Annotated in this window: 17 protein-coding genes and 1 tRNA gene; 11 read left to right on the forward strand and 7 right to left on the reverse strand. The window is 51.4% G+C overall.

Annotated elements, in window-relative coordinates:
- Nucleotides 1-33: 33 nt before the first annotated feature.
- Genes ACF8PK_RS08795 through ACF8PK_RS08805 form a run of 3 tightly spaced genes read left to right on the forward strand, consistent with a single transcriptional unit; the run spans nt 34 to nt 1,905 of the window.
- Nucleotides 34-537: a M48 family metallopeptidase gene (locus ACF8PK_RS08795; RefSeq protein WP_004726148.1), complete on the forward strand. Its 504-nt coding sequence runs from the start codon at nt 34-36 to the stop codon at nt 535-537.
- A 4-nt stretch (nt 538-541) separates the two neighbouring features.
- Complete coding sequence (gene rlmF, locus ACF8PK_RS08800) at nt 542-1,639, forward strand: 23S rRNA (adenine(1618)-N(6))-methyltransferase RlmF (RefSeq protein ID WP_392440802.1); 1,098 nt, start codon at nt 542-544, stop codon at nt 1,637-1,639.
- A 35-nt stretch (nt 1,640-1,674) separates the two neighbouring features.
- On the forward strand, nt 1,675-1,905 hold the full coding sequence (locus ACF8PK_RS08805) for a hypothetical protein (protein ID WP_004726145.1): 231 nt from the start codon (nt 1,675-1,677) through the stop codon (nt 1,903-1,905).
- On the opposite strand, the gene pilW is transcribed toward ACF8PK_RS08805, so the two are convergent.
- Nucleotides 1,906-2,625, reverse strand: a complete 720-nt coding sequence (gene pilW / locus ACF8PK_RS08810) for a type IV pilus biogenesis/stability protein PilW (protein ID WP_392440805.1) — start codon at nt 2,623-2,625, stop codon at nt 1,906-1,908.
- Nucleotides 2,626-2,809: 184 nt separating this feature from the next.
- Nucleotides 2,810-3,751: a homoserine O-succinyltransferase gene (gene metA, locus ACF8PK_RS08815; protein WP_004726143.1), complete on the reverse strand. Its 942-nt coding sequence runs from the start codon at nt 3,749-3,751 to the stop codon at nt 2,810-2,812.
- Nucleotides 3,752-3,892: 141 nt separating this feature from the next.
- Here metA and ACF8PK_RS08820 point away from each other — a divergent pair, with 141 nt between their 5' ends.
- Entirely contained in the window at nt 3,893-4,267 is a 375-nt protein-coding gene (locus tag ACF8PK_RS08820) for an ATP-binding protein (protein WP_004726142.1), read from the forward strand.
- A gap of 5 nt (nt 4,268-4,272) precedes the next feature.
- On the opposite strand, the gene ACF8PK_RS08825 is transcribed toward ACF8PK_RS08820, so the two are convergent.
- The 5 genes from ACF8PK_RS08825 to ACF8PK_RS08845 all read right to left on the reverse strand — a co-directional run bounded on the left by ACF8PK_RS08825 (nt 4,273) and on the right by ACF8PK_RS08845 (nt 9,370).
- Nucleotides 4,273-5,421, reverse strand: coding sequence for an ABC transporter permease (locus ACF8PK_RS08825; protein WP_392440808.1), 1,149 nt, complete (start codon nt 5,419-5,421; stop codon nt 4,273-4,275).
- Nucleotides 5,408-6,571: an ABC transporter permease gene (locus ACF8PK_RS08830; RefSeq protein ID WP_392440811.1), complete on the reverse strand. Its 1,164-nt coding sequence runs from the start codon at nt 6,569-6,571 to the stop codon at nt 5,408-5,410. Before ACF8PK_RS08830 ends, ACF8PK_RS08825 begins: the two co-directional genes overlap by 14 nt.
- Nucleotides 6,572-6,574: 3 nt before the next feature.
- A complete protein-coding gene (locus ACF8PK_RS08835) occupies nt 6,575-7,549 on the reverse strand; it encodes an HlyD family secretion protein (RefSeq protein ID WP_055466729.1) in 975 nt (324 codons plus the stop codon).
- Complete coding sequence (locus ACF8PK_RS08840; RefSeq protein ID WP_392440814.1) at nt 7,546-8,985, reverse strand: TolC family protein; 1,440 nt, start codon at nt 8,983-8,985, stop codon at nt 7,546-7,548. Before ACF8PK_RS08840 ends, ACF8PK_RS08835 begins: the two co-directional genes overlap by 4 nt.
- A 151-nt stretch (nt 8,986-9,136) precedes the next feature.
- A complete protein-coding gene (locus ACF8PK_RS08845; RefSeq protein ID WP_014205186.1) occupies nt 9,137-9,370 on the reverse strand; it encodes a hypothetical protein in 234 nt (77 codons plus the stop codon).
- A gap of 368 nt (nt 9,371-9,738) precedes the next feature.
- Between ACF8PK_RS08845 and ACF8PK_RS08850 the strand changes: the two genes are divergently transcribed.
- The 7 genes from ACF8PK_RS08850 (at nt 9,739) to selB (ending at nt 17,615) form a co-directional block, all read left to right on the forward strand.
- Nucleotides 9,739-11,361, forward strand: a complete 1,623-nt coding sequence (locus ACF8PK_RS08850; RefSeq protein WP_004726137.1) for a sensor histidine kinase — start codon at nt 9,739-9,741, stop codon at nt 11,359-11,361.
- A complete protein-coding gene (locus ACF8PK_RS08855) occupies nt 11,358-12,041 on the forward strand; it encodes a response regulator (RefSeq protein WP_392440818.1) in 684 nt (227 codons plus the stop codon). Before ACF8PK_RS08850 ends, ACF8PK_RS08855 begins: the two co-directional genes overlap by 4 nt.
- 159 nt (nt 12,042-12,200) lie before the next feature.
- Nucleotides 12,201-12,908, forward strand: a complete 708-nt coding sequence (locus ACF8PK_RS08860) for an ABC transporter substrate-binding protein (RefSeq protein ID WP_231623464.1) — start codon at nt 12,201-12,203, stop codon at nt 12,906-12,908.
- A 23-nt stretch (nt 12,909-12,931) separates the two neighbouring features.
- Nucleotides 12,932-13,906 (forward strand): chemotaxis protein, encoded by a 975-nt coding sequence (locus ACF8PK_RS08865; protein ID WP_172562165.1) that lies wholly within the window; start codon nt 12,932-12,934, stop codon nt 13,904-13,906.
- 338 nt (nt 13,907-14,244) lie between these two features.
- Nucleotides 14,245-14,336, forward strand: a tRNA-Sec gene (locus ACF8PK_RS08870).
- Nucleotides 14,337-14,403: 67 nt separating this feature from the next.
- The gene (selA, locus tag ACF8PK_RS08875) at nt 14,404-15,807 is read left to right on the forward strand and encodes an L-seryl-tRNA(Sec) selenium transferase (protein ID WP_238770798.1); all 1,404 of its coding nucleotides are present in this window, start codon (nt 14,404-14,406) and stop codon (nt 15,805-15,807) included.
- Entirely contained in the window at nt 15,804-17,615 is a 1,812-nt protein-coding gene (gene selB / locus ACF8PK_RS08880; protein ID WP_392440821.1) for a selenocysteine-specific translation elongation factor, read from the forward strand. The genes selA and selB overlap by 4 nt, the downstream gene beginning before the upstream one ends.
- Nucleotides 17,616-17,697: the final 82 nt, after the last annotated feature.

The raw sequence follows: 17,697 nt of genomic DNA on the forward strand, positions 1-17,697 counted from the left end.
CTTAGATTTTTGGCCTGTCAAAGTGGTCCTGTTATGCATTCGGTACTGAAATACATTCACGGTTATCCTGCTCACATTCTAGAACCGGTTCAACGCTTGGTCGAGTCTGGCAAGCTGGTGGCTTGGTTTGAGCAGCGTTACCCGCAGCGTCATGACATTCAAAGTGAAAAAGCGCTGTTCAACTACACGATGGATATCAAGAATCAGTACATGAAAAAGACCGCGCCGCTGAGCAAAGTGGTGTACGACGGTAAAATCCATCTCATCAATAATGCGTTGGGGCTGCACACTTACGTTTCTCGCGTACACGGCAACAAAATCAAAGCCAAAAACGAAATTCGTATCGCCAGTGCATTCAAAAATGCCCCAGAGCCGTTACTGCGCATGCTGGTGGTTCACGAACTGGCGCATTTACGCGAAAAAGAACACAACAAAGCCTTTTATCAGCTGTGCTGTCATATGGAGCCGAACTATCATCAGTTGGAGCTTGATGCTCGTTTATACATGATGGTGCTTGAACTGAAGGCGGGAAAATAACTCGATGTCGAAATCAACACGTCCGTTTGTGCGCCCATCTGAGCGCCGCGCAAAACCAACCGTGAAACCTCAATCTGGCGGCCAGTCGGTGAATGCGCCGAGCGCGAAGAAAAAAGCGTCCACGTCGCTCAAAGGCAAAGCGGGGTTGCATCCGCGAAATCAACACAAAGGCAATTACGATTTCCCAGCATTGTGTAAAGCTTTGCCAGAGCTAGAACGCCACCTCATTAAGAACCCGAAAGGGGAATGGAGCATTCCATTTTCTGATCCGGTGGCCGTGAAGCTGTTGAACAAAGCGTTACTGGCGCATCATTACGGCGTCACGTTTTGGGACCTTCCGGCCGGCTATCTTTGTCCGCCGATTCCGGGCCGCGCTGACTATATTCATCGCGTGGCTGATTTATTGGCTGAGGAGTGTCCAGCGCTTGTACACCATCGCGTCAAAGCGCTTGATATTGGTGTCGGGGCGAACTGCATTTACCCCATTGTTGGCGTGACAGAATACGGCTGGCACTATACTGGCAGCGATGTGGATCCTATCTCGGTCAAGCAGGCCAATCTGATTGCACAGGGGAACGCGGTGCTGAAAGGGCGCATTGAATGTCGTCTGCAGAAAAACAGCAAAGCGATCTTCAGTGGCGTGATTGGCAAAGATGAACGCTATGACGTGACCACCTGTAATCCGCCGTTTCATGCTTCTTTGGCGGAAGCGCAGCAAGGCACAGAACGAAAAATTCGCAACTTGCGGGACAATCAACGTAAGAAAGGGGTAGCGCAAGAGGTCTCGGCGAAAGCAAGTGCGCATGCGCCAACATTGAACTTTGGCGGTCAGAAAGCTGAGTTGTGGTGTCCTGGCGGCGAAGCGGCGTTTGTGAAAACCATGGCGGTAGAAAGCAAGCTGTTTGCGCAACAGGTTTTGTGGTTCACGACCCTGATTTCGAAAAGCGATAATGTGCGCTGGTTGAAAAAACAACTGGAGAAAGTTGGCGTTCAGTCGATAAAAGTAGTAGAGATGCAACAAGGACAGAAAGTCAGTCGCTTTGTGGCATGGACGTTTCAAAATGCCGAACAACGCAAGCGGTGGCTGAGCGAAAAATGCTAAACTAATTCACAAGATAACAGCAGAGGAGGTTGGCCATGGACTTTGAAATCTATTCACCATGTCAGCCTGATTGGCTATGTGTACCGTTTCTTTCTGTATTCTCGATTATCCTACTGATCGGTCTTGTGCTGTTTATTCGTATCTTATATCGCGAATATCTTAAGATTCAGCGTTCTAAAAAGGTTCGACGTTTACGTCGAACCCATTACCGCGACCGCAAAGGCGGTAAAGATGGCCGCCCAACCAACATCGGCAAGCGGCGCTGATCATGAGGGAGAAAGTGTCAGGAGAATGTGCTGATACTTTTTCTCCAATGCGGTATTGCCCGCCTGTTTTTCCAGTTCCACCAACAATTCTAATGAGGCTTTTTGATAGCCATAGCGCTGATGAAATGCCATCAATTTAATTCGAGCTTGGGTGAAGTCACCTTGTTCGATCTCCAGTTTTGACAGCTGCAATACGGAGCGAACGCGATTCGGATCGTGGTCGATGGCGCGTTTGAAATAATAAGCGGCTTTCGTTTTGTCGCCGGATTTGAGCGCGCAAAACGCGGCATTCTCATAGCTGGCAGAAATCAGATAGTAGTAGGGCTGTTCGACAGCGCGGTTGAAGTAGGTGTCGGCTTGTTGATATTCGCCATGCTTGCACAGAAATGTCCCGTAATTATTGAGCACATTCCCGTTCTTCGGATGATCGCGCAGCGCCGTGCGGTATGTTTGGCGAGCGGCATCCGTTTCGTCGACGATTTCAAAGTAGTGGGCCATCGAGAGTTGCGCGCGGTAATAATGAGGGGCGTGTTGCAGCGCTTTTTCGAGGTTTTCCCGCGCTTTGATCATTCGGCCGTTATCTAGATACCCCAGCCCCAGCGCAATGCGTGATTCCGCCATTTCGACCGGATCGCTTTTTACATCGTGGTTGTCTGATTCGGTAACCGTCACGCACCCCGTGAGGCTGATTGCGCCTAGCAACATCCATTGGTATTTCATTCGCACTCTCCTTCGCTTGCGGCACAATGATAAGCACGACAGGCGCTTCGCCCAGTTGCGCGGGGAAACATTGCGAGTCAGTTGGCAAACATACGGCTCAAGGAGTGCAGATTGCGAGCGAGATAAAACCGCCCAACCGCGCATAAAAAAGGCCGCGTGAGCGGCCTGAGCGGGGCAATATTGATTAATCGTCTTTGGTGAAGCGATCTTCGCTGAAATGTTCCAGATCGTACGGCGTTTGTTGGTAAACGCAGTAGTTGAGCCAGTTTGCAAACAGCAAATGCCCGTGGCTGCGCCAACTGGCGCGTGGTGTTTGCGAGGGGTCATCATTTCGGTAGTAATTGACCGGAATCATCGGGTCAAGCCCTTCACCCACATCACGAACGTATTCATTGTGCAGCGTGAGGGAATCGTATTCCGGATGCCCGGTCACGAACACGTTGCGTTTGTCTTTGGTGGATGCCAAATACACACCGGCTTCGTCTGATGTCGCCAGAATATCCAGATCGGTATGTGTATCCAGAAATCCGGGCTCAAAATCGGCGTAACGTGAGTGAGGTGCAAGGAATGTATCATCAAACCCACGTGTCAGCGGATGGAACGGCTGAAGCGTTTCGTGGTGATACACGCCAGACAACTTCTCTTCTCGAGTGCGTTTTGGCAGGTTATACAACAGTTTTAGGCCAGCTTGCGCTGCCCAACACACATACAGTGTGGAGGTGACATGCTCTTTGGCCCATTCCATGATGCGTTGCAAATGATCCCAATACACCACATCCTCAAATTGCACTAAACCTAAAGGCGCGCCAGTAATGATCAGGCCATCGAAGTTACGATGACTAATGATTTCAAATTGGCGATAGAACTCGTTTAGATGCTCTTCTGGGGTGTTTTTGCTTGGGCGATCGTCGATGCGCAGCAATTCAATGTCCACCTGAAGCGGTGAATTGGACAACAGACGCAAGAACTGTGTTTCTGTCTCAATCTTCTTGGGCATCAGATTTAAGATCAGCACTTTCAGCGGACGAATTTCTTGCGTGGATGCCCGAGATTCAGGCATTACGAAGATGTTTTCTTTGCGTAGAACATCAGTTGCAGGCAATTGATCGGGGATCTTAATCGGCACAGCTTTCTCCCTAAGCGTTACATTTGGACGTCTATACTTCTAGACTTATAACCTAACTCCTAGAAGTTGTCGATAGCAAAATGCAGCGAACGCCAAATTAAGTTAGTATAAAAGCTACGATTTTCCTACTCAAAACAGACCATGACGCTCACCTTAACCTTGATTCGCGGTTTGCCCGGTTCCGGTAAATCCACACTGGCGAAAACCTTGCCGGGCGTGCATTTGGAAGCAGATATGTTTTTTGTCAATGCACAAGGGGAATACCATTATCGCCCTGAGTGGATCGGCAAAGCGCATGAATGGTGTCAGCAGGCATGTGAACGCGAGTTGGCGCAAGGAAATAGCGTGGTGGTGGCGAACACGTTCGTTCGTCATTGGGAAATGAGTGCCTATAAAAAACTGGCGCGAACATATCGCGCCAAATTGGTCATTCAAGTCTGTCGGGGGAATTTCCAGAATATTCATGGTGTTGACCCCGCCACCATTGAACGCATGCGTCAGCAATGGCAGGCATAAAGCGCTTAATCGCGATGCGCTAACTCACCTTGACCTGTGCGTTGAAACTGCCACCATGCCAAAACACCCCAACCGATGGTTTGAAGCCATAACAGCGTCCATTGTGGCGCGATCTGCCGCCATTCTGCGCCCATCTGGTTCAATGCCAAAAAGCCCTGAATCCCCGGTGTACTCGGAAATAGCTTCGATATCCAAACCAACGGCGTGGGGATCGCTTCAATCGGCCAGATAAAGCCCGCAGAAAAGACCAGCGGCATCGAGCTGATCAGCACCACCAAGGTCACCAGTTCACGACGTGGCGTGATGGCGCCAAGCCAAATACCGATAAAGCAAGCGCTGAGCAAAAAGGGCAGCAGCAGTGTGAGCAGTTGTCCTGCGCTGGCCAGTGTGTTCACGCCGTGAGAGGTGAAACTGGCGCCGAAGTAATACATGCTGAGCAGGTAGTAGCAGGCGACAATGATGCATGTTCGCACCAAAACCAACCGCAGCGGCGACACTCGGCTCCAATAACCGCGTCCTTGCTTTTGTGTGCCGACCATCAAACCCGACGACATCGCCAGCGTTTGTTGCAGGATCAGCACAAACACCGCAGGCACCACGTAGTCAACGTAGCCCATGCGTGCGTTAAACGTCGGTTTAAGGTTTGATTGCGTTGCGGCATAGTGATGCGTGGCCAGCGCCATCGGTTCGCCTTCCATCACCAAGCGAGAGACTTTGGCTTTGGCTGAAACCGTGCCGCCCACCTGCGCCAAACCTTCCACAATGGTGCCGTAAACCAGAAAGTAAGACGCGTCACCGGCGTACGCTAAGGTTGGACTTTTTCCCAGCAGCAAGTCTTTGTAAAAATGCTCTGGGATCACCAAGATGCCACTCACTTTGCCATCCAGAAACGCCTGTTTGGCGTCTTCAATCGAATGATCTCGCTGAACGACGTGCACTTGCGGTGTCGCATCCACCATGCGTTCCAGTTGGTAGCTGGCCTGACTTTTATCAAGGTTCACCACGCTGATGGTTTGCTCACGTGGCGTCTGGTGACTGTAGGGCAGTGGATAAAGGAACGAATAGAACACCACGCCGCCAATCATGGTCAACATGACGACCGGATTGGTGAAAAGTGCTTTCAGTTCGGCTTTACACAGTTCAAGCAGGGTCATGGGCACTCCTTACAGCCTGTTCTTTGCATTGGTGTTTGCGAATTAGCGCCACAGTTAGCAGCAGCGGGAGAATGTATCCCGCCATCGGCCACAAGTGGGCGAGTGATTTCACCGCGCTTAACCCATAACTGACTTGGCTCACTTGCACTTCAATGTAGTGGCTGATAGGCAGCAGGCTACGCCACGCTTGCGCCAGTGATCCCATATCCGATGTTGGAAAGGTGATGCCCATAAACGCAAAGCTCGGTGCGGTAAAGGCGCCTGCGAAGCTCATGGCTCGCGCGGGATCCAAGGTGAGGAAGTAGAACGCGGCGCCCATGATCATGCAGGCGATCGCCGTCAGCAGCTGTGCGACCAGCATCACCATCATGCTGCCATGCATTGGCCACTCCAGCACCGTATAAAACCACACCAGAAAAGCGCCGCCTTGCAGCACGAAAATGGGATAGTAGGGCGCTAGCGTGCGCGTTAAATTGCGCAAGGGGCGATTACCCAACCATGCGTTGAGTCCGTATTCGCGATAGTTGGCCGTCAGGATCAAAATGGTGCTCACCACCACGACGATCTGCCACAACGCCGGCACAATGGCCGACACCAAAAACTGGGCGTAGTTGGTGTTTTTGTTAAACAGTGCTGTAATTTGCGTGCGTACGGGTACTGAACGCCCCATCGCGCTGAGTGTGGTTTGGTCGCCAGAAGCGAGAGTTTTCACCACATCAATTTTTGCGTTGAGTGTGCCTTGAACTTGCACCACGGCGGAGTTGATCAGGCGGCCCACCAGAATGTACTGGCTGTTGTAAAAGGTTGTGACGCGTGGTTGCTCGCCGCGATAAATCGCTTTATCAAACTGATACGGAATGACCACGTAAGCGTAGATGTCACTGGTCACTAAATCATCTTTGGCTTGGGCCACGTTTTGATAGTGGCGGGTGACCGCCAGCGTCGATGTCGCGTCAAGATCACGCACCAACTGGCGAGACAGCTGACTGTGCGACAAATCCACCACGCCAATCGGTAGGTTCTGCGCGATACCCGCCGAGAAAATCCACCAGATGGAACCGGCCAGCAGCAGGGGAACCCACGTCAGACAGGCCAGTAACCAATGGTCGTGGCGCAGCAGTTGCCATTGAGAAGGAAGAGCGCGGCGCATCACTTACAACTCAACGACCACGCTCATGCCCATGCGCAGTTTTGCTTCTGGCGCGGTTGGGCGAGCTTCGATTTCAAAGGTACGCAAGTCAAAGCCTTGCGCAGAGTCAGTTGAGCGCCAAGTGGCGAAATCACCCATCACCGCAACGTGCGTTACTTTAAATTCCAGCGATTGATTGAGTGCGGGCAAATAAGCGGTAAATGTTGCGCCTTTTTCAAAATGGCTGAGCAGATCTTCACGCACATTGAGCACCGCCCATGAGTCTTCGCGATCAATCACCGTCACCACTGGGAAACCTTGCGGAGCCAGCTCACCGCTTTGCATCAGCACCTGCGACACTTCGCCATCAAACCAGCTTTCGATCTTGGTATCGGCGGCGTACGCTTCCACTTCTGCCACGGCACCTGCAGCCATGCGTGCTTTTTCCTGAGCCGCTTGTTTGGTTTCGGCACGCGCACCTTCACGGGCCATTTCATACATTTGGAATGCGGCGCTTTCGGTGTATTTCGCAGCTTGCCATTGGGTATTGGCTTCGTCGCGTTTTTGTTCGGCGACCACGCCGTCGTTATACAGGTTGTTAACGCGTAGGTAAGTCTTTTCTGCCAGTTCCGCCGCAGCTTTGGCTTTCATCCATTGGTCTTTGGCAGCGCGAATTTGCTGTTCACGCGCGCCGTTTTCAGCTTCTTGCGCCAGCGCGCCTGCAGCTTTCTGACCGGCGATGGCCTGTTCCAATTTGGCTTCAATTTCTGGGCTGTGCAGGGTGAAAATCAGCTGGCCTTTTTTGACGTCATCCCCTTTGCGCACATAGACCTGATCAATTCGACCCGGCACTTTGGAAGAGATGCTGTATTGCTGCGATTCAATTTGGCCTTGCAGGCGCACGGGCGCGGGTTGATAGGCCTGATAAAAGCTGTAACCAATCCAGCCCGCGGCTGCTAAGACAGTGACAGCAAGAAGAGACGATTTTGCCGCTTTCATGAAGGATCCTTTTGCGTGTTGAATTGGTTGTCGGAAGGGTGTGTCACCAGAGGAATAGCGCTCTGAGTGTATTGCGGGAAGGTGGTCATTTCACTGGAAATTGCCAATAGTTTGGTCAGTGAAATCAGATAATTAAACCCTGCCGCGGCTTGCTGCGTGCGAATGCTGGCGAGATACAATTCGGCATCCACCACATCCAAAGAGGTCGACAGCCCTTGGCTGAACGCTTTCTGGCGCAGCATCAGGTTCTCTTGCGCCAGTTTTAAGCTCGAATTCAAGCCTTGTACTTCTTCTAGCGCTTGTTCGGCTTCTTTGTAGGTTTTTTGCACCAACACGCTGAGATCTTGTTTCGCTTGCGCGGTTAAAAATTTCACCTGATTGACGGTGCTGCTGGCGGCTTTGACTTGAGACGAACGGCCCGTGTTTTCAATCAGCGGGACGTTGACGCCAACGCCAACCATCCAGTCGGGGGCCAATTGGCTGGCAAGCGAGTCGTCTTCATACAGGTTGTAGCTGCCGTACAGGTAGACTTCTGGGTAATATTTGCCTTTCTCCGCTTTGATGAGGCTCGATGCCTGCTTCTCTTTCGCAGCCAGTATGGCTAGCCCCGGATACGTCGCCAAGGTTTGATCGATGAAGGCACTCATGGGAGGCAAGCTCTGATTGATGAACAGGCCGCCGCTCGGTTCGACAATCGACTCTTGGCTGAGAATCTGCGTCAGTGCGCTTTGCGCAATATCGAGATCTTTCTGCGCTTTTTTGCGCTCCACCGTCGCCTTATCCAATGAAGCGTCGGCTTGCAAGCGTTCAACGTGGGCGATTTGCCCCTGTTTTTCCAGCTTGATCGCGTTATCTCGGTGTTTGGTTAACCCTTGCTCAACCGCGATGCGCGTTTGCACGACCTCCTTTGCCAGCACCACGCTGAAGTAGTATTTGGCGAGATCTTCATAACGGGCTTGGGTTTCCATCGCCAGTTTGCTTTGTGCTTCTTCTTTTTTACCTTCCGCGGCATCTTGCGCAGCGGTGATGCGTCCACCCGTAAAAATAGGCCACATGGCGCGAATGGAGGATGTGAACACATCGCGCTCGGTGATGGTAGAGGTGAGGGAGCCGAGTGACGCAAAGAGTGGGGCATAAGCAGCCAAAGAGGCCGGAATACTCACGCCTCCCGCGCTATCGGCGATCTGCTTCAGAGATAAGGTGACATCTTGATCAAGACGGGTGTAGTTGGCGCCAACCGTGACCGACGGCAGGTTCAGGTTCCACGTCGCGTCTTGCAGGTGTTCGTAGTGTTCAACGTTGGCTCGTTCAGCGGCTAAAGAATTATTGTTTTGCTGCAATATTTCCCAGGCTTGCTGGAAAGAGATGGGCGCAGCAGACACTGACGAGATTCCTAACAGTGAACACATCAGCATACTGATGGTTTTCACTTTCATGCTTAAGCTCAGAATTTGGTTTTTAGAGTTAATGCTCTATGTTATCGATTTTCTGCCTGACGTGACAGAATTTTAAAAGCCATCAGCAGTATACAAGAAAGTGCAACGCATGCGAGAGCACGCTGACCCGGTTTACGAAGTCAGCGAGCGATTAGATCTGAGAATGAGAGGGGCACAAGAAATCAGCGCGCCAGATAAGTTTTTTAGTGCCTTGCATGGTCACCAAGACATCCTTACCGGACATTTGTGGGAATGCGAGCAGCACGCGTAGGTGGTCATCATCTTCCGCTTCCAGCTCATAAGCCCGAACATGCGTAAATGTGCCGTGCAAATTCTCGAATAGCATGTCATGCGACAAACATATTCCAAATGCATCTCTTTCCATGGTGAGTTTCCTTCTGACAATGTAGTTGTATTCGTTAAGCCGCAATCACGTTTGAATAGTTATTTAAAAGTCGTGATTGTCATTACAACGCTTCCTTCAGTGCTCACTGCCCATTGAGTATATCGGCTATTCACCCAAACGAACTAAAAATAACCTAAATATGATGTGATCTATGCCATGTTTTAAGGGTGTAAATGGTTTTGTTTTTTTTGATGATTTATTGGACGCTTTGAGTTGGTTTTTTAACCAGTGATTTTTGTTATCGAAATGAATCAGTTGGGGACTATCACAGGGCTCACAGTTCTCAGCTCCGCGTTTCGCGCTGTTGTTAATTCAATGTTAGTTTTGTTGGCAATAAGGAGACTTCGATGACATGGAACAGCATCAGCTTTCGCAAACGAATGCTGATCATAATGACTTTATCCGGGTTGATAGAACTGCTGGTGCTGGTGGCGGCCGGGTTCGTATACATCAAGCACGCACAGGAAGAAGAAATGGGGCTGAAAGCGCTCGGTGTGGCGTCGTTTCTGGCCAGTTCTCCTGCGGTCATCGATTTAATTCAAGCCGGCGATGCGTCCGACGCGCAGCAGGCGCGGTTTCGCGATCTGACCCAGCTGATTGGCGCGGCGTTTATTGTGATTGGCGATGAGAAGGGCATTCGCATTGTGCATCCGCTTGAACGTCGAATTGGCAAGCCGATGGTGGGGGGCGACAACGAGCGCGCCTTGATCAACGGTGAAGCGTATGTGTCGTTTGCCCAAGGCTCGCTGGGTAAGTCTGTGCGCGGCAAATCGGCGGTGCTGGATGCGCAGGGCAACATCATCGGCGTGGTGTCCGTCGGCTATTTGTTGGAACGCCTGCAAGATCGTATCGAACCCTATTTAATCTATTTGATTGGCATTACGTTTCTGGTGGTGGCGGCCAACGGCGTGGTTTCCAGCTATGTCTCCCGCCGTTTTCAAAAAGCGATTTTGGGCTTTGAACCGGAAGAGATTGGGCGACTGTATGTGGAACTCGATGTCACCATGAGCACCATCAAAGAGGGCATTCTGAGCATCGATGACCAAGGTGTGTTGCGGTCGATCAACAAGAGCGCGTGCGAAATTCTCGGCATTGACCGCGATAAAGCGCTCAATCGGCTGCTGACCGATTCGTTGCCGGACAGCGACTTGTATACCGTGTTGGAATCGGGCGACATTGACCACGACATTGAACTCTACCTCAACAAGCAGCGTTTGATTGCCAACCGCAGCCCGCTGATTGTTGAAGGTAAAGTGGTCGGTGCGGTGTCGAGTTTCCGCTTGCGTGATGAACTCAATGAGCTGACCGAGCAACTGTCGCAAACCAAAGAGTACGCGGAGATGCTGCGCTCACAAACCCATGAACATCGCAATAAACTCAACACCATCAGCGGCTTAGTGCAGATGGGTGAACTTGAGGCGGTGCAACAGTTGATTGGCCAAGAAACTGAACATTATCAAAGCTTGATCGAGTTTTTGCGCGAAACCGTGAAAGATCCGCTCATCGCAGGCATGTTGCTGGGCAAAACCGAACGCGCGCGCGAGATCGGCTTGGAACTGCGAGTGGATGAAGGGTCACATCTAGATGTCTTGCCACCGCGAATCAAGGCTGAAGATGTGGTGACGATTTTGGGCAATCTGATTGATAACGCCTTTGATGCCGCGCTGAGCGTGATTCGCAGTGAACAACTGATTCCGCAGGATCGACGTATCATTGATGTGTCGGTGAGCGATTATGGGCATGACATTATTTTGGAAGTCGAAGACCAAGGCTGCGGGCTGCCGCATGATGTGGATCCGAACACCTTGCTGCATAAAGGTATCTCCAGTAAAGCCAAACAGAACCGCGGTGTGGGGCTTTATTTGGTGAAACAGCTTTCGGATCGCTATCAAGGCCATTTGGACATGGCCAGCAACCAAGAATTTGGAACACGTATGACGGTTTATTTACCGAAGGAAGAATTGCAATGAGTACTCGGGTTTTAATCATTGAAGATGACGTAGCGATTGCTCAGTTACATCACAAGTACCTCAACCAAATGGGTGGGTTTGATGTGGTGGGCATTGCGACTTCGCAAGCGGAAGCCGAGATGCAACTTGAGGTGCTGAAACCGGATTTGGTGCTGCTGGACGTGTACCTGCCTGATGGCACGGGGCTCGACATTCTTCAATGGGTACGCGGGCGCAACGCCTGTTGCGATGTTATTTTGATCACCGCTGCGCGTGATGTCGAGACATTGCAGCAAGCCATGCGTGGCGGTGTGGTCGATTACTTGCTCAAACCGGTGATGTTTCCGCGTCTGGAAGCGGCGCTGAAGAAATATCAGGCGCGTCAGGTGGAGCTTGGCCAAGTGGCGGATCTCGACCAAGGCTTGGTGGACAAAATGCTCACCGCGCACGCACAATCCGAAGCAAATTTACAACGCCTGCCGAAAGGCATTGATGCTGTGACGCTGGATAAAATTCGTCATTTGTTTCGTCAACCCGTGTGCTTAACGGCGGATGAAGCGGGGGAACGCATTGGAGCCAGCCGAACCACCGCACGTCGCTATTTGGAGTATTTGATTGGTTCGGGAGAACTTGAAGCCGACGTGCGCTACGGCTGCGTTGGCCGCCCAGAGCGCAGCTACAAAAAAGTGCTACGTCATTAAATTACTGCCATCGAAGCCCGCGCCCCCGCGCTAGACGAACTTTCTATCCCTATCTACAGTTAAATGCAGACGTAGTCTGAACATAGGTAGGGTGTTATGACGATAGGTAACACATTCGGTAAAGCGGCTTTTGTTTGGGTATGCTCGTGTTCCTTTGCCATGGGAGCAACCTTGGATTCTCTGACGTATTACACCGAAGAGTATCCGCCTTTTAATTTCAATCAAAACGGACAGGTCACTGGGATTTCGGTCGACCTGCTCAAGCAGGCTGCGCAAGTGGCCGGGGTTCAACTGCCCAGCGATCACATTGTGTTGCAGCCTTGGGCCCGTTCTTATCGTTCCACCATTTTGCGCCCGGATTCGGTGCTGTTTTCCACCACACGCACTCAGCATCGCGAAGACCTGTTTCATTGGGTCGGGCCGATTGACGACATCAAAGTCACCATCATTGCGCGCAAAGACAGCCAGATCAAAATTGCGGAGCCGCTGGAGATGGCATCGTATCGCATTGGCGTGATTCGTGACGATGTGGGCGAACAGATGCTGTTGCAGTTTGGCGTGCCGCGTGAATCGATGCAGGAAGCGGGGTATGTCAGCGTGCTGGCCGAGCAATTGCTAAAAAAACGCATCGATCTGATCGCGTATGACGAACGTGCCGCGCAGTGGTGGATCAAACAGGCGGGTTATAATGTAAATGAGTTTGAAACGGTTTATGTGTTGAAAGAAGGTTTGTTGTATTATGCGTTTAACAAAAACGTGAATCAAAGCTTGTTGAACGACTTACAAAAAGGTATTGATACAATTAAGAATACCACCGACGAAGATGGTGTGAATCGGTATCAAGCCATCTTAAACAAGTATCGATGACTGGCCTTAAAGATGTGACCAATATGAGCAATCCAAGCAGTACTATCTTATTAGAAAGCGGCACGAACGAGTTAGAGATAATCGAGTTCCATTTGGAGAAGCTGCTGCCTAGCGGTGAAACCAAAACGTGTTATTACGGCATCAACGTGGCGAAAGTCCGCGAGGTGATTCGCGTGCCGGACACCACGGATTACCCGAATGCACAGCCACACATGATTGGTGTGTTTTCATCACGAGAAATTCTGACGCCGCTGGTTGATTTGGCGGGCTGGTTGGGCGTGCCGACGCGCAAAGAAATCGACAATAAGTTTGTGATCGTGACCGATTTCAACCGCATGACAAATGGCTTTTTGATCGACAGCATCAGCCGCATTCACCGCATTTCGTGGAATGATGTGGAATCGCCCAGTCAGTTTCTGGAGTCGGGCGAACAAGATTGCGTGGTCGCGGTGGTACGCAAAGAAGGCAAACTGATCATGATCCTCGATTTCGAAAAGATCATTGCCGACATCAACCCAGAATTGAGCATGGAAAAATACGATGTAAAAGTCGACCGTTCCGTGGATCTCAACCACAAAATGATAGGCAAGCGCAACGCGAAAACCGTCATGGTGGTTGATGACTCAGCGTTCATTCGCAGCCTGATTCAAGACACACTCAGCACGTCTGGTTACAACGTGATTGCGTGTAAAGACGGCGGCGAAGCGTACGAGAAAATGATGGACATTCAGCGCATTGCCAAAGAAGAGAACCTGCCGGTGAGCGAGCTGATTGATGCCATCGTGACTGACGTAGAAATGCCACGAATGGATGGCATGCACTTGGTCAAACGTCTGCGTGATTGTGAAGCGTACGCCAAAACACCAATCGTGATGTTCTCGTCGTTGATGAGTGAAGATAACCGTCACAAAGCGATGTCGCTGGGTGCCAATGACACCATCACTAAGCCGGAAATCGGCAAACTGGTCAGTATGATGGACAACTACATTTTTAGCTGAGTCGCGCGAGGTGACTGAGCATGATGTTGAATGAAGCAAGCGGAGCCTACGAGCTCCGCTTTTTGATGCGTGCTTTCTGACCTGTGCTTTTGATACATAGAACAGCGTCCCACCCCCTGAACACCGGCGACGACAACGCCGCAATGGCCATGATTGACCCTTCTATGGAAGGGGGGCTATTCATCACTGAGGTTTTTAGATTGTTTTCCGAATGTTCAATTTGTTGCATTTGATGTAAAAATAATTGAAGAATTCAAAATAATTTGAGTTCATTCGATGGAACAGTGATTTATATCAAGAAACTGATGTAAGAATTTACTTACCGTTGAACACGTTGTGGAATGAGATGGGGTCTGGTGGCCCTCTTGGTCTTCAAAACCAAAGTGAGCCGCACAGGCTTTGGTAGGTTCGATTCCTGCCTCTTCCGCCAATTCTGTCACTATATCAATCGCCTCCGTAGTGACCTTGTTGTATTGACCAGATAACAAGGAATCATTTTGAACTCAAAATCCCCTCAGCTTTCAGAGGCGAGTACCGCTCGCATCAATTACCGTCTTCCTCAGGTCGAACAGTTACTGCAACTCACTCTACTTGCCCCTTTTATCAGTCAACTGAGCCGTCCTGTGGTTACCGACCTGATTCGCGCTGAACTCGCGAGCATTCGTCAGTCGGAGACCTTTAAAACCGAAGGCACGCAACACATCGATGTCAATCAACGCATTGTACAGCGCTGTGAGCGCTTGATGCTGCAACGCCAACATCGCGTCATCAATGCGACTGGTATCGCGCTACACACCAATTTGGGGCGCTCTCCGCTGCACCAAGAGGTGTGGGATGCCATCTCAGAGGTGAACACTGGCTACACCAATTTGGAAATTACGCTGGAAAACGGCAAACGGGGTGGCCGCAATGGGCTGCTACCGACCTTGGTGAGAAGCTGGCTGGGCGCAGAGAACGTCCTGTTGGTGAACAACAACGCCGCCTCGGTGTATCTGGTGTTGCTGGAACTTGCCAAAGGCAAAGAAGTAATTGTGTCTCGCGGCGAACAAATTCAAATCGGTGGCGGCTTTCGCATTCCCGATATTTTGGCATTGTCAGGCTGCAAACTGGTTGAAGTGGGCACCACCAACGTCACCACTGCGGACGATTATATCAACGCGATTACCGACGACACCGCGCTGGTGTTGATGGTGCATCAATCCAATTTCTTCATCGGCGGATTTACTGAATCCCCCGATATTCGCGACGTGAAGCGTCGTTTGCCAAGCCATGTCAATCTGGTGATTGATCAGGGCTCAGGTATGTCGACCGAAAGCTTTGCGCCAGACGAAACACAACTGGCGACCTATTTAGACATGGGCGCGGATTTGGTCTGTTTCTCGGGCGACAAAATTCTGGGTGGCCCACAAGCGGGTTTGATCGCTGGTCGTGATGACCTCATTCAACGTTTGGGTCGCAACCCCATGATGCGTGCTTTTCGTTGCGGACGCATCATTCTGTCACTGATGGAAGAGCTGCTGGTTCGCAAACTCAACCAAGACGCGGCCGGGCAGGGCATTGCTGAACGGACATTGGCGCACCTGCCACAGGCACGTCAATGGTGTGAATCCCTGGCGCAGCGTTGGCCTCATTGGGTGGCGTTTGTGGCACTGTCAACCCAAGTGGGTGGTGGCACTATGCCCGCGCAAACGTATCCCGGCTGCGGCTTAGTGCTGAACACGCCGCTGAAACCTCAAGCGCTGCTGGATCACTTGCGTCTTGGCACGCCAGCCATCTTTGGTTATCTGCACAACAATCAAGTGGTGTTGAATCTCACCACGGTGCTTGAGGCGGATCAGGCCGCTTTTGTCGAACGCTTGGATGCTTTTTTTCAACAGCTCGACAGCGGTGAACACGCATGAGCGGCATCGATACCTCACCTCAGACGGTCATTGGCCTCGCAGGTCACGTTGACCACGGTAAAACCACGCTAGTGAAAGCGCTGACAGGCATGATGACCGCCCGTCCGCATGAACAAGCGCTGGGCATGACGCAAGATTTAGGCTTTGCCCATTTCGAAGACGAACAGGGTCGCACCATCGGCATCATTGATGTACCGGGGCATGAGCGTTACGTGCGTAACATGGTGGCCGGCGTGTGGCACATCAATATTCTGTTGTTAGTCATTTCCGCCACCGAAGGGTGCATGCCCATGACCTTTGCCCACATGCGCTTGGCGCGTGCGATGGGCGTCAAAGACATCGTGGTGTGCATCAACAAAAGCGACCTCGTCAGCGAGCAAGTGCTGGCCGACGTTGAAGAATCGGCCTTGGAAAGCATCATGGACGTCACCGGCATTGTGCCCGAAGTGGTGTGCGTCAGCGCGCTTACGGGACACAATATTGAGACGTTGCGTCAAACCTTGCTGGACATGGTCGCGCGAGTTGAACCGAGCGATGTGATGCCGGGCGATGCGAGTACGCCATTGTTGTACGTGGATCGCGTGTTTGTGGCCAATGGTGTGGGCACCATTGTGACCGGAACGCTGGCCCAAGGCACCGTGAGTGTCGGCGATAAACTGTTCAGCCCGAACGGTGGCACAACGGGTGCGGTTCGTTCCATTCAGTGTTATCACCAACAAGTGCATGACGTGACAGCCACCTGCCGCGTGGCGCTCAACATTAAAGGGTTAAGCCGAAAACAGGTGCAACGTGGCGATTTGCTGTGCGCGCCGTCGGCACCGGTGACGATGACGGACAGTTGCATTGTGCGCCTTGATGATCGCTACAGCGATGCAAGTTTAACCCGTTCGACGGAAGTGGAAGTGGCCGTGGGCACTTGGCACGGTTTGGCGCAGTGTATTCCATTGCCCAATACTCGCTTGGCACGCTTGCTGTTTCGTCAACCACGTCCGATGTTTTTTGGTCAGCGATTGGCGATCATTCAAAGTAGCGGTCATGGATTGCTGGCCCAAGCGGATGTGGTGTGGACATCGTTCATCGCCAAAGCGCGGAAACGTGCCATCTATCAAGCGTTGTCTGATTTGCCACAAGGACTGACGGCGAATGCGCAGTTGGACATGCTGCTGCAACTGCAAGGCTACTATTCGGTGGCGTTACTGTGTGGCGAACCGGCGACGCAAGGCGTGGTTGAAGGCCAATATGTCTTTGATCCGCAATGGTTGGCTGAGGCGCAAGCGTGCATCATTCAACAGTTGTCTGAAGGTCGCGCGATGGGGCCGGGTGAACTGTCGAGTTCGCTGCAAATGGAGTCAGACATCGTGCAAGTGCTGACACAACAACTCAAACAGCAAGATCGTATTTTTTATAGCTACGCGAAATGGCAGTTGGGCAGCGGACAAAGCGAAGATGAATTGCCTGAGGTGGCGCAGACCATTTTACGCCTTGCGCGTGAAGCGGGCGCAGCGGGTTTAGAGCTCAATAAAGTGTCTCTTGGCCAAGATAAAAAATGGCTTCGTCAGCTCGCGCATCAGAAATACATCACCGCGATTGATGAGCAAATTTACTTCGATATGGGGGTGTATCAGGCACTGGTTCATCAAGCGATTGGCGCGAACCAACCTCATGATCGGGTCACTTTGCAAGAGATAAAACAGCGGGTGGATTTGAGCCGAAAATACCTCATTCCGTTTGTCAATCGAATGGAAAAAGATGGCTGGTTACGCCGCGATGATGAGGTTCGAATCATCCTCAAATCGGCCAGCGAATAGGCCAAATTTCACCGCAAAATCACAGCATCATGGACAGTAAAACGGCAGAGGGAACTCCCTCTGCCGTTTTGTTTTTTAAACG

The sequence above is a fragment of the Vibrio sp. CJQ_6 genome, assembly GCF_043106745.1.
GTDB classification, from domain to species: domain Bacteria; phylum Pseudomonadota; class Gammaproteobacteria; order Enterobacterales; family Vibrionaceae; genus Vibrio; species Vibrio furnissii.

What these genes read in the sequence shown, in the direction of transcription:
- ACF8PK_RS08795 (WP_004726148.1), top strand. Translation starts at nt 34, where the DNA reads ATGCATTCGGTACTGAAATACATTCACGGTTATCCTGCTCACATTCTA.
- rlmF (WP_392440802.1), top strand. Translation starts at nt 542, where the DNA reads ATGTCGAAATCAACACGTCCGTTTGTGCGCCCATCTGAGCGCCGCGCA.
- ACF8PK_RS08805 (WP_004726145.1), top strand. Translation starts at nt 1,675, where the DNA reads ATGGACTTTGAAATCTATTCACCATGTCAGCCTGATTGGCTATGTGTA.
- pilW (WP_392440805.1), bottom strand. Translation starts at nt 2,625, where the DNA reads ATGAAATACCAATGGATGTTGCTAGGCGCAATCAGCCTCACGGGGTGC.
- ACF8PK_RS08820 (WP_004726142.1), top strand. Translation starts at nt 3,893, where the DNA reads ATGACGCTCACCTTAACCTTGATTCGCGGTTTGCCCGGTTCCGGTAAA.
- ACF8PK_RS08825 (WP_392440808.1), bottom strand. Translation starts at nt 5,421, where the DNA reads ATGACCCTGCTTGAACTGTGTAAAGCCGAACTGAAAGCACTTTTCACC.
- ACF8PK_RS08830 (WP_392440811.1), bottom strand. Translation starts at nt 6,571, where the DNA reads ATGCGCCGCGCTCTTCCTTCTCAATGGCAACTGCTGCGCCACGACCAT.
- ACF8PK_RS08835 (WP_055466729.1), bottom strand. Translation starts at nt 7,549, where the DNA reads ATGAAAGCGGCAAAATCGTCTCTTCTTGCTGTCACTGTCTTAGCAGCC.
- ACF8PK_RS08840 (WP_392440814.1), bottom strand. Translation starts at nt 8,985, where the DNA reads ATGAAAGTGAAAACCATCAGTATGCTGATGTGTTCACTGTTAGGAATC.
- ACF8PK_RS08845 (WP_014205186.1), bottom strand. Translation starts at nt 9,370, where the DNA reads ATGGAAAGAGATGCATTTGGAATATGTTTGTCGCATGACATGCTATTC.
- ACF8PK_RS08850 (WP_004726137.1), top strand. Translation starts at nt 9,739, where the DNA reads ATGACATGGAACAGCATCAGCTTTCGCAAACGAATGCTGATCATAATG.
- ACF8PK_RS08855 (WP_392440818.1), top strand. Translation starts at nt 11,358, where the DNA reads ATGAGTACTCGGGTTTTAATCATTGAAGATGACGTAGCGATTGCTCAG.
- ACF8PK_RS08860 (WP_231623464.1), top strand. Translation starts at nt 12,201, where the DNA reads ATGGGAGCAACCTTGGATTCTCTGACGTATTACACCGAAGAGTATCCG.
- ACF8PK_RS08865 (WP_172562165.1), top strand. Translation starts at nt 12,932, where the DNA reads ATGAGCAATCCAAGCAGTACTATCTTATTAGAAAGCGGCACGAACGAG.
- selB (WP_392440821.1), top strand. Translation starts at nt 15,804, where the DNA reads ATGAGCGGCATCGATACCTCACCTCAGACGGTCATTGGCCTCGCAGGT.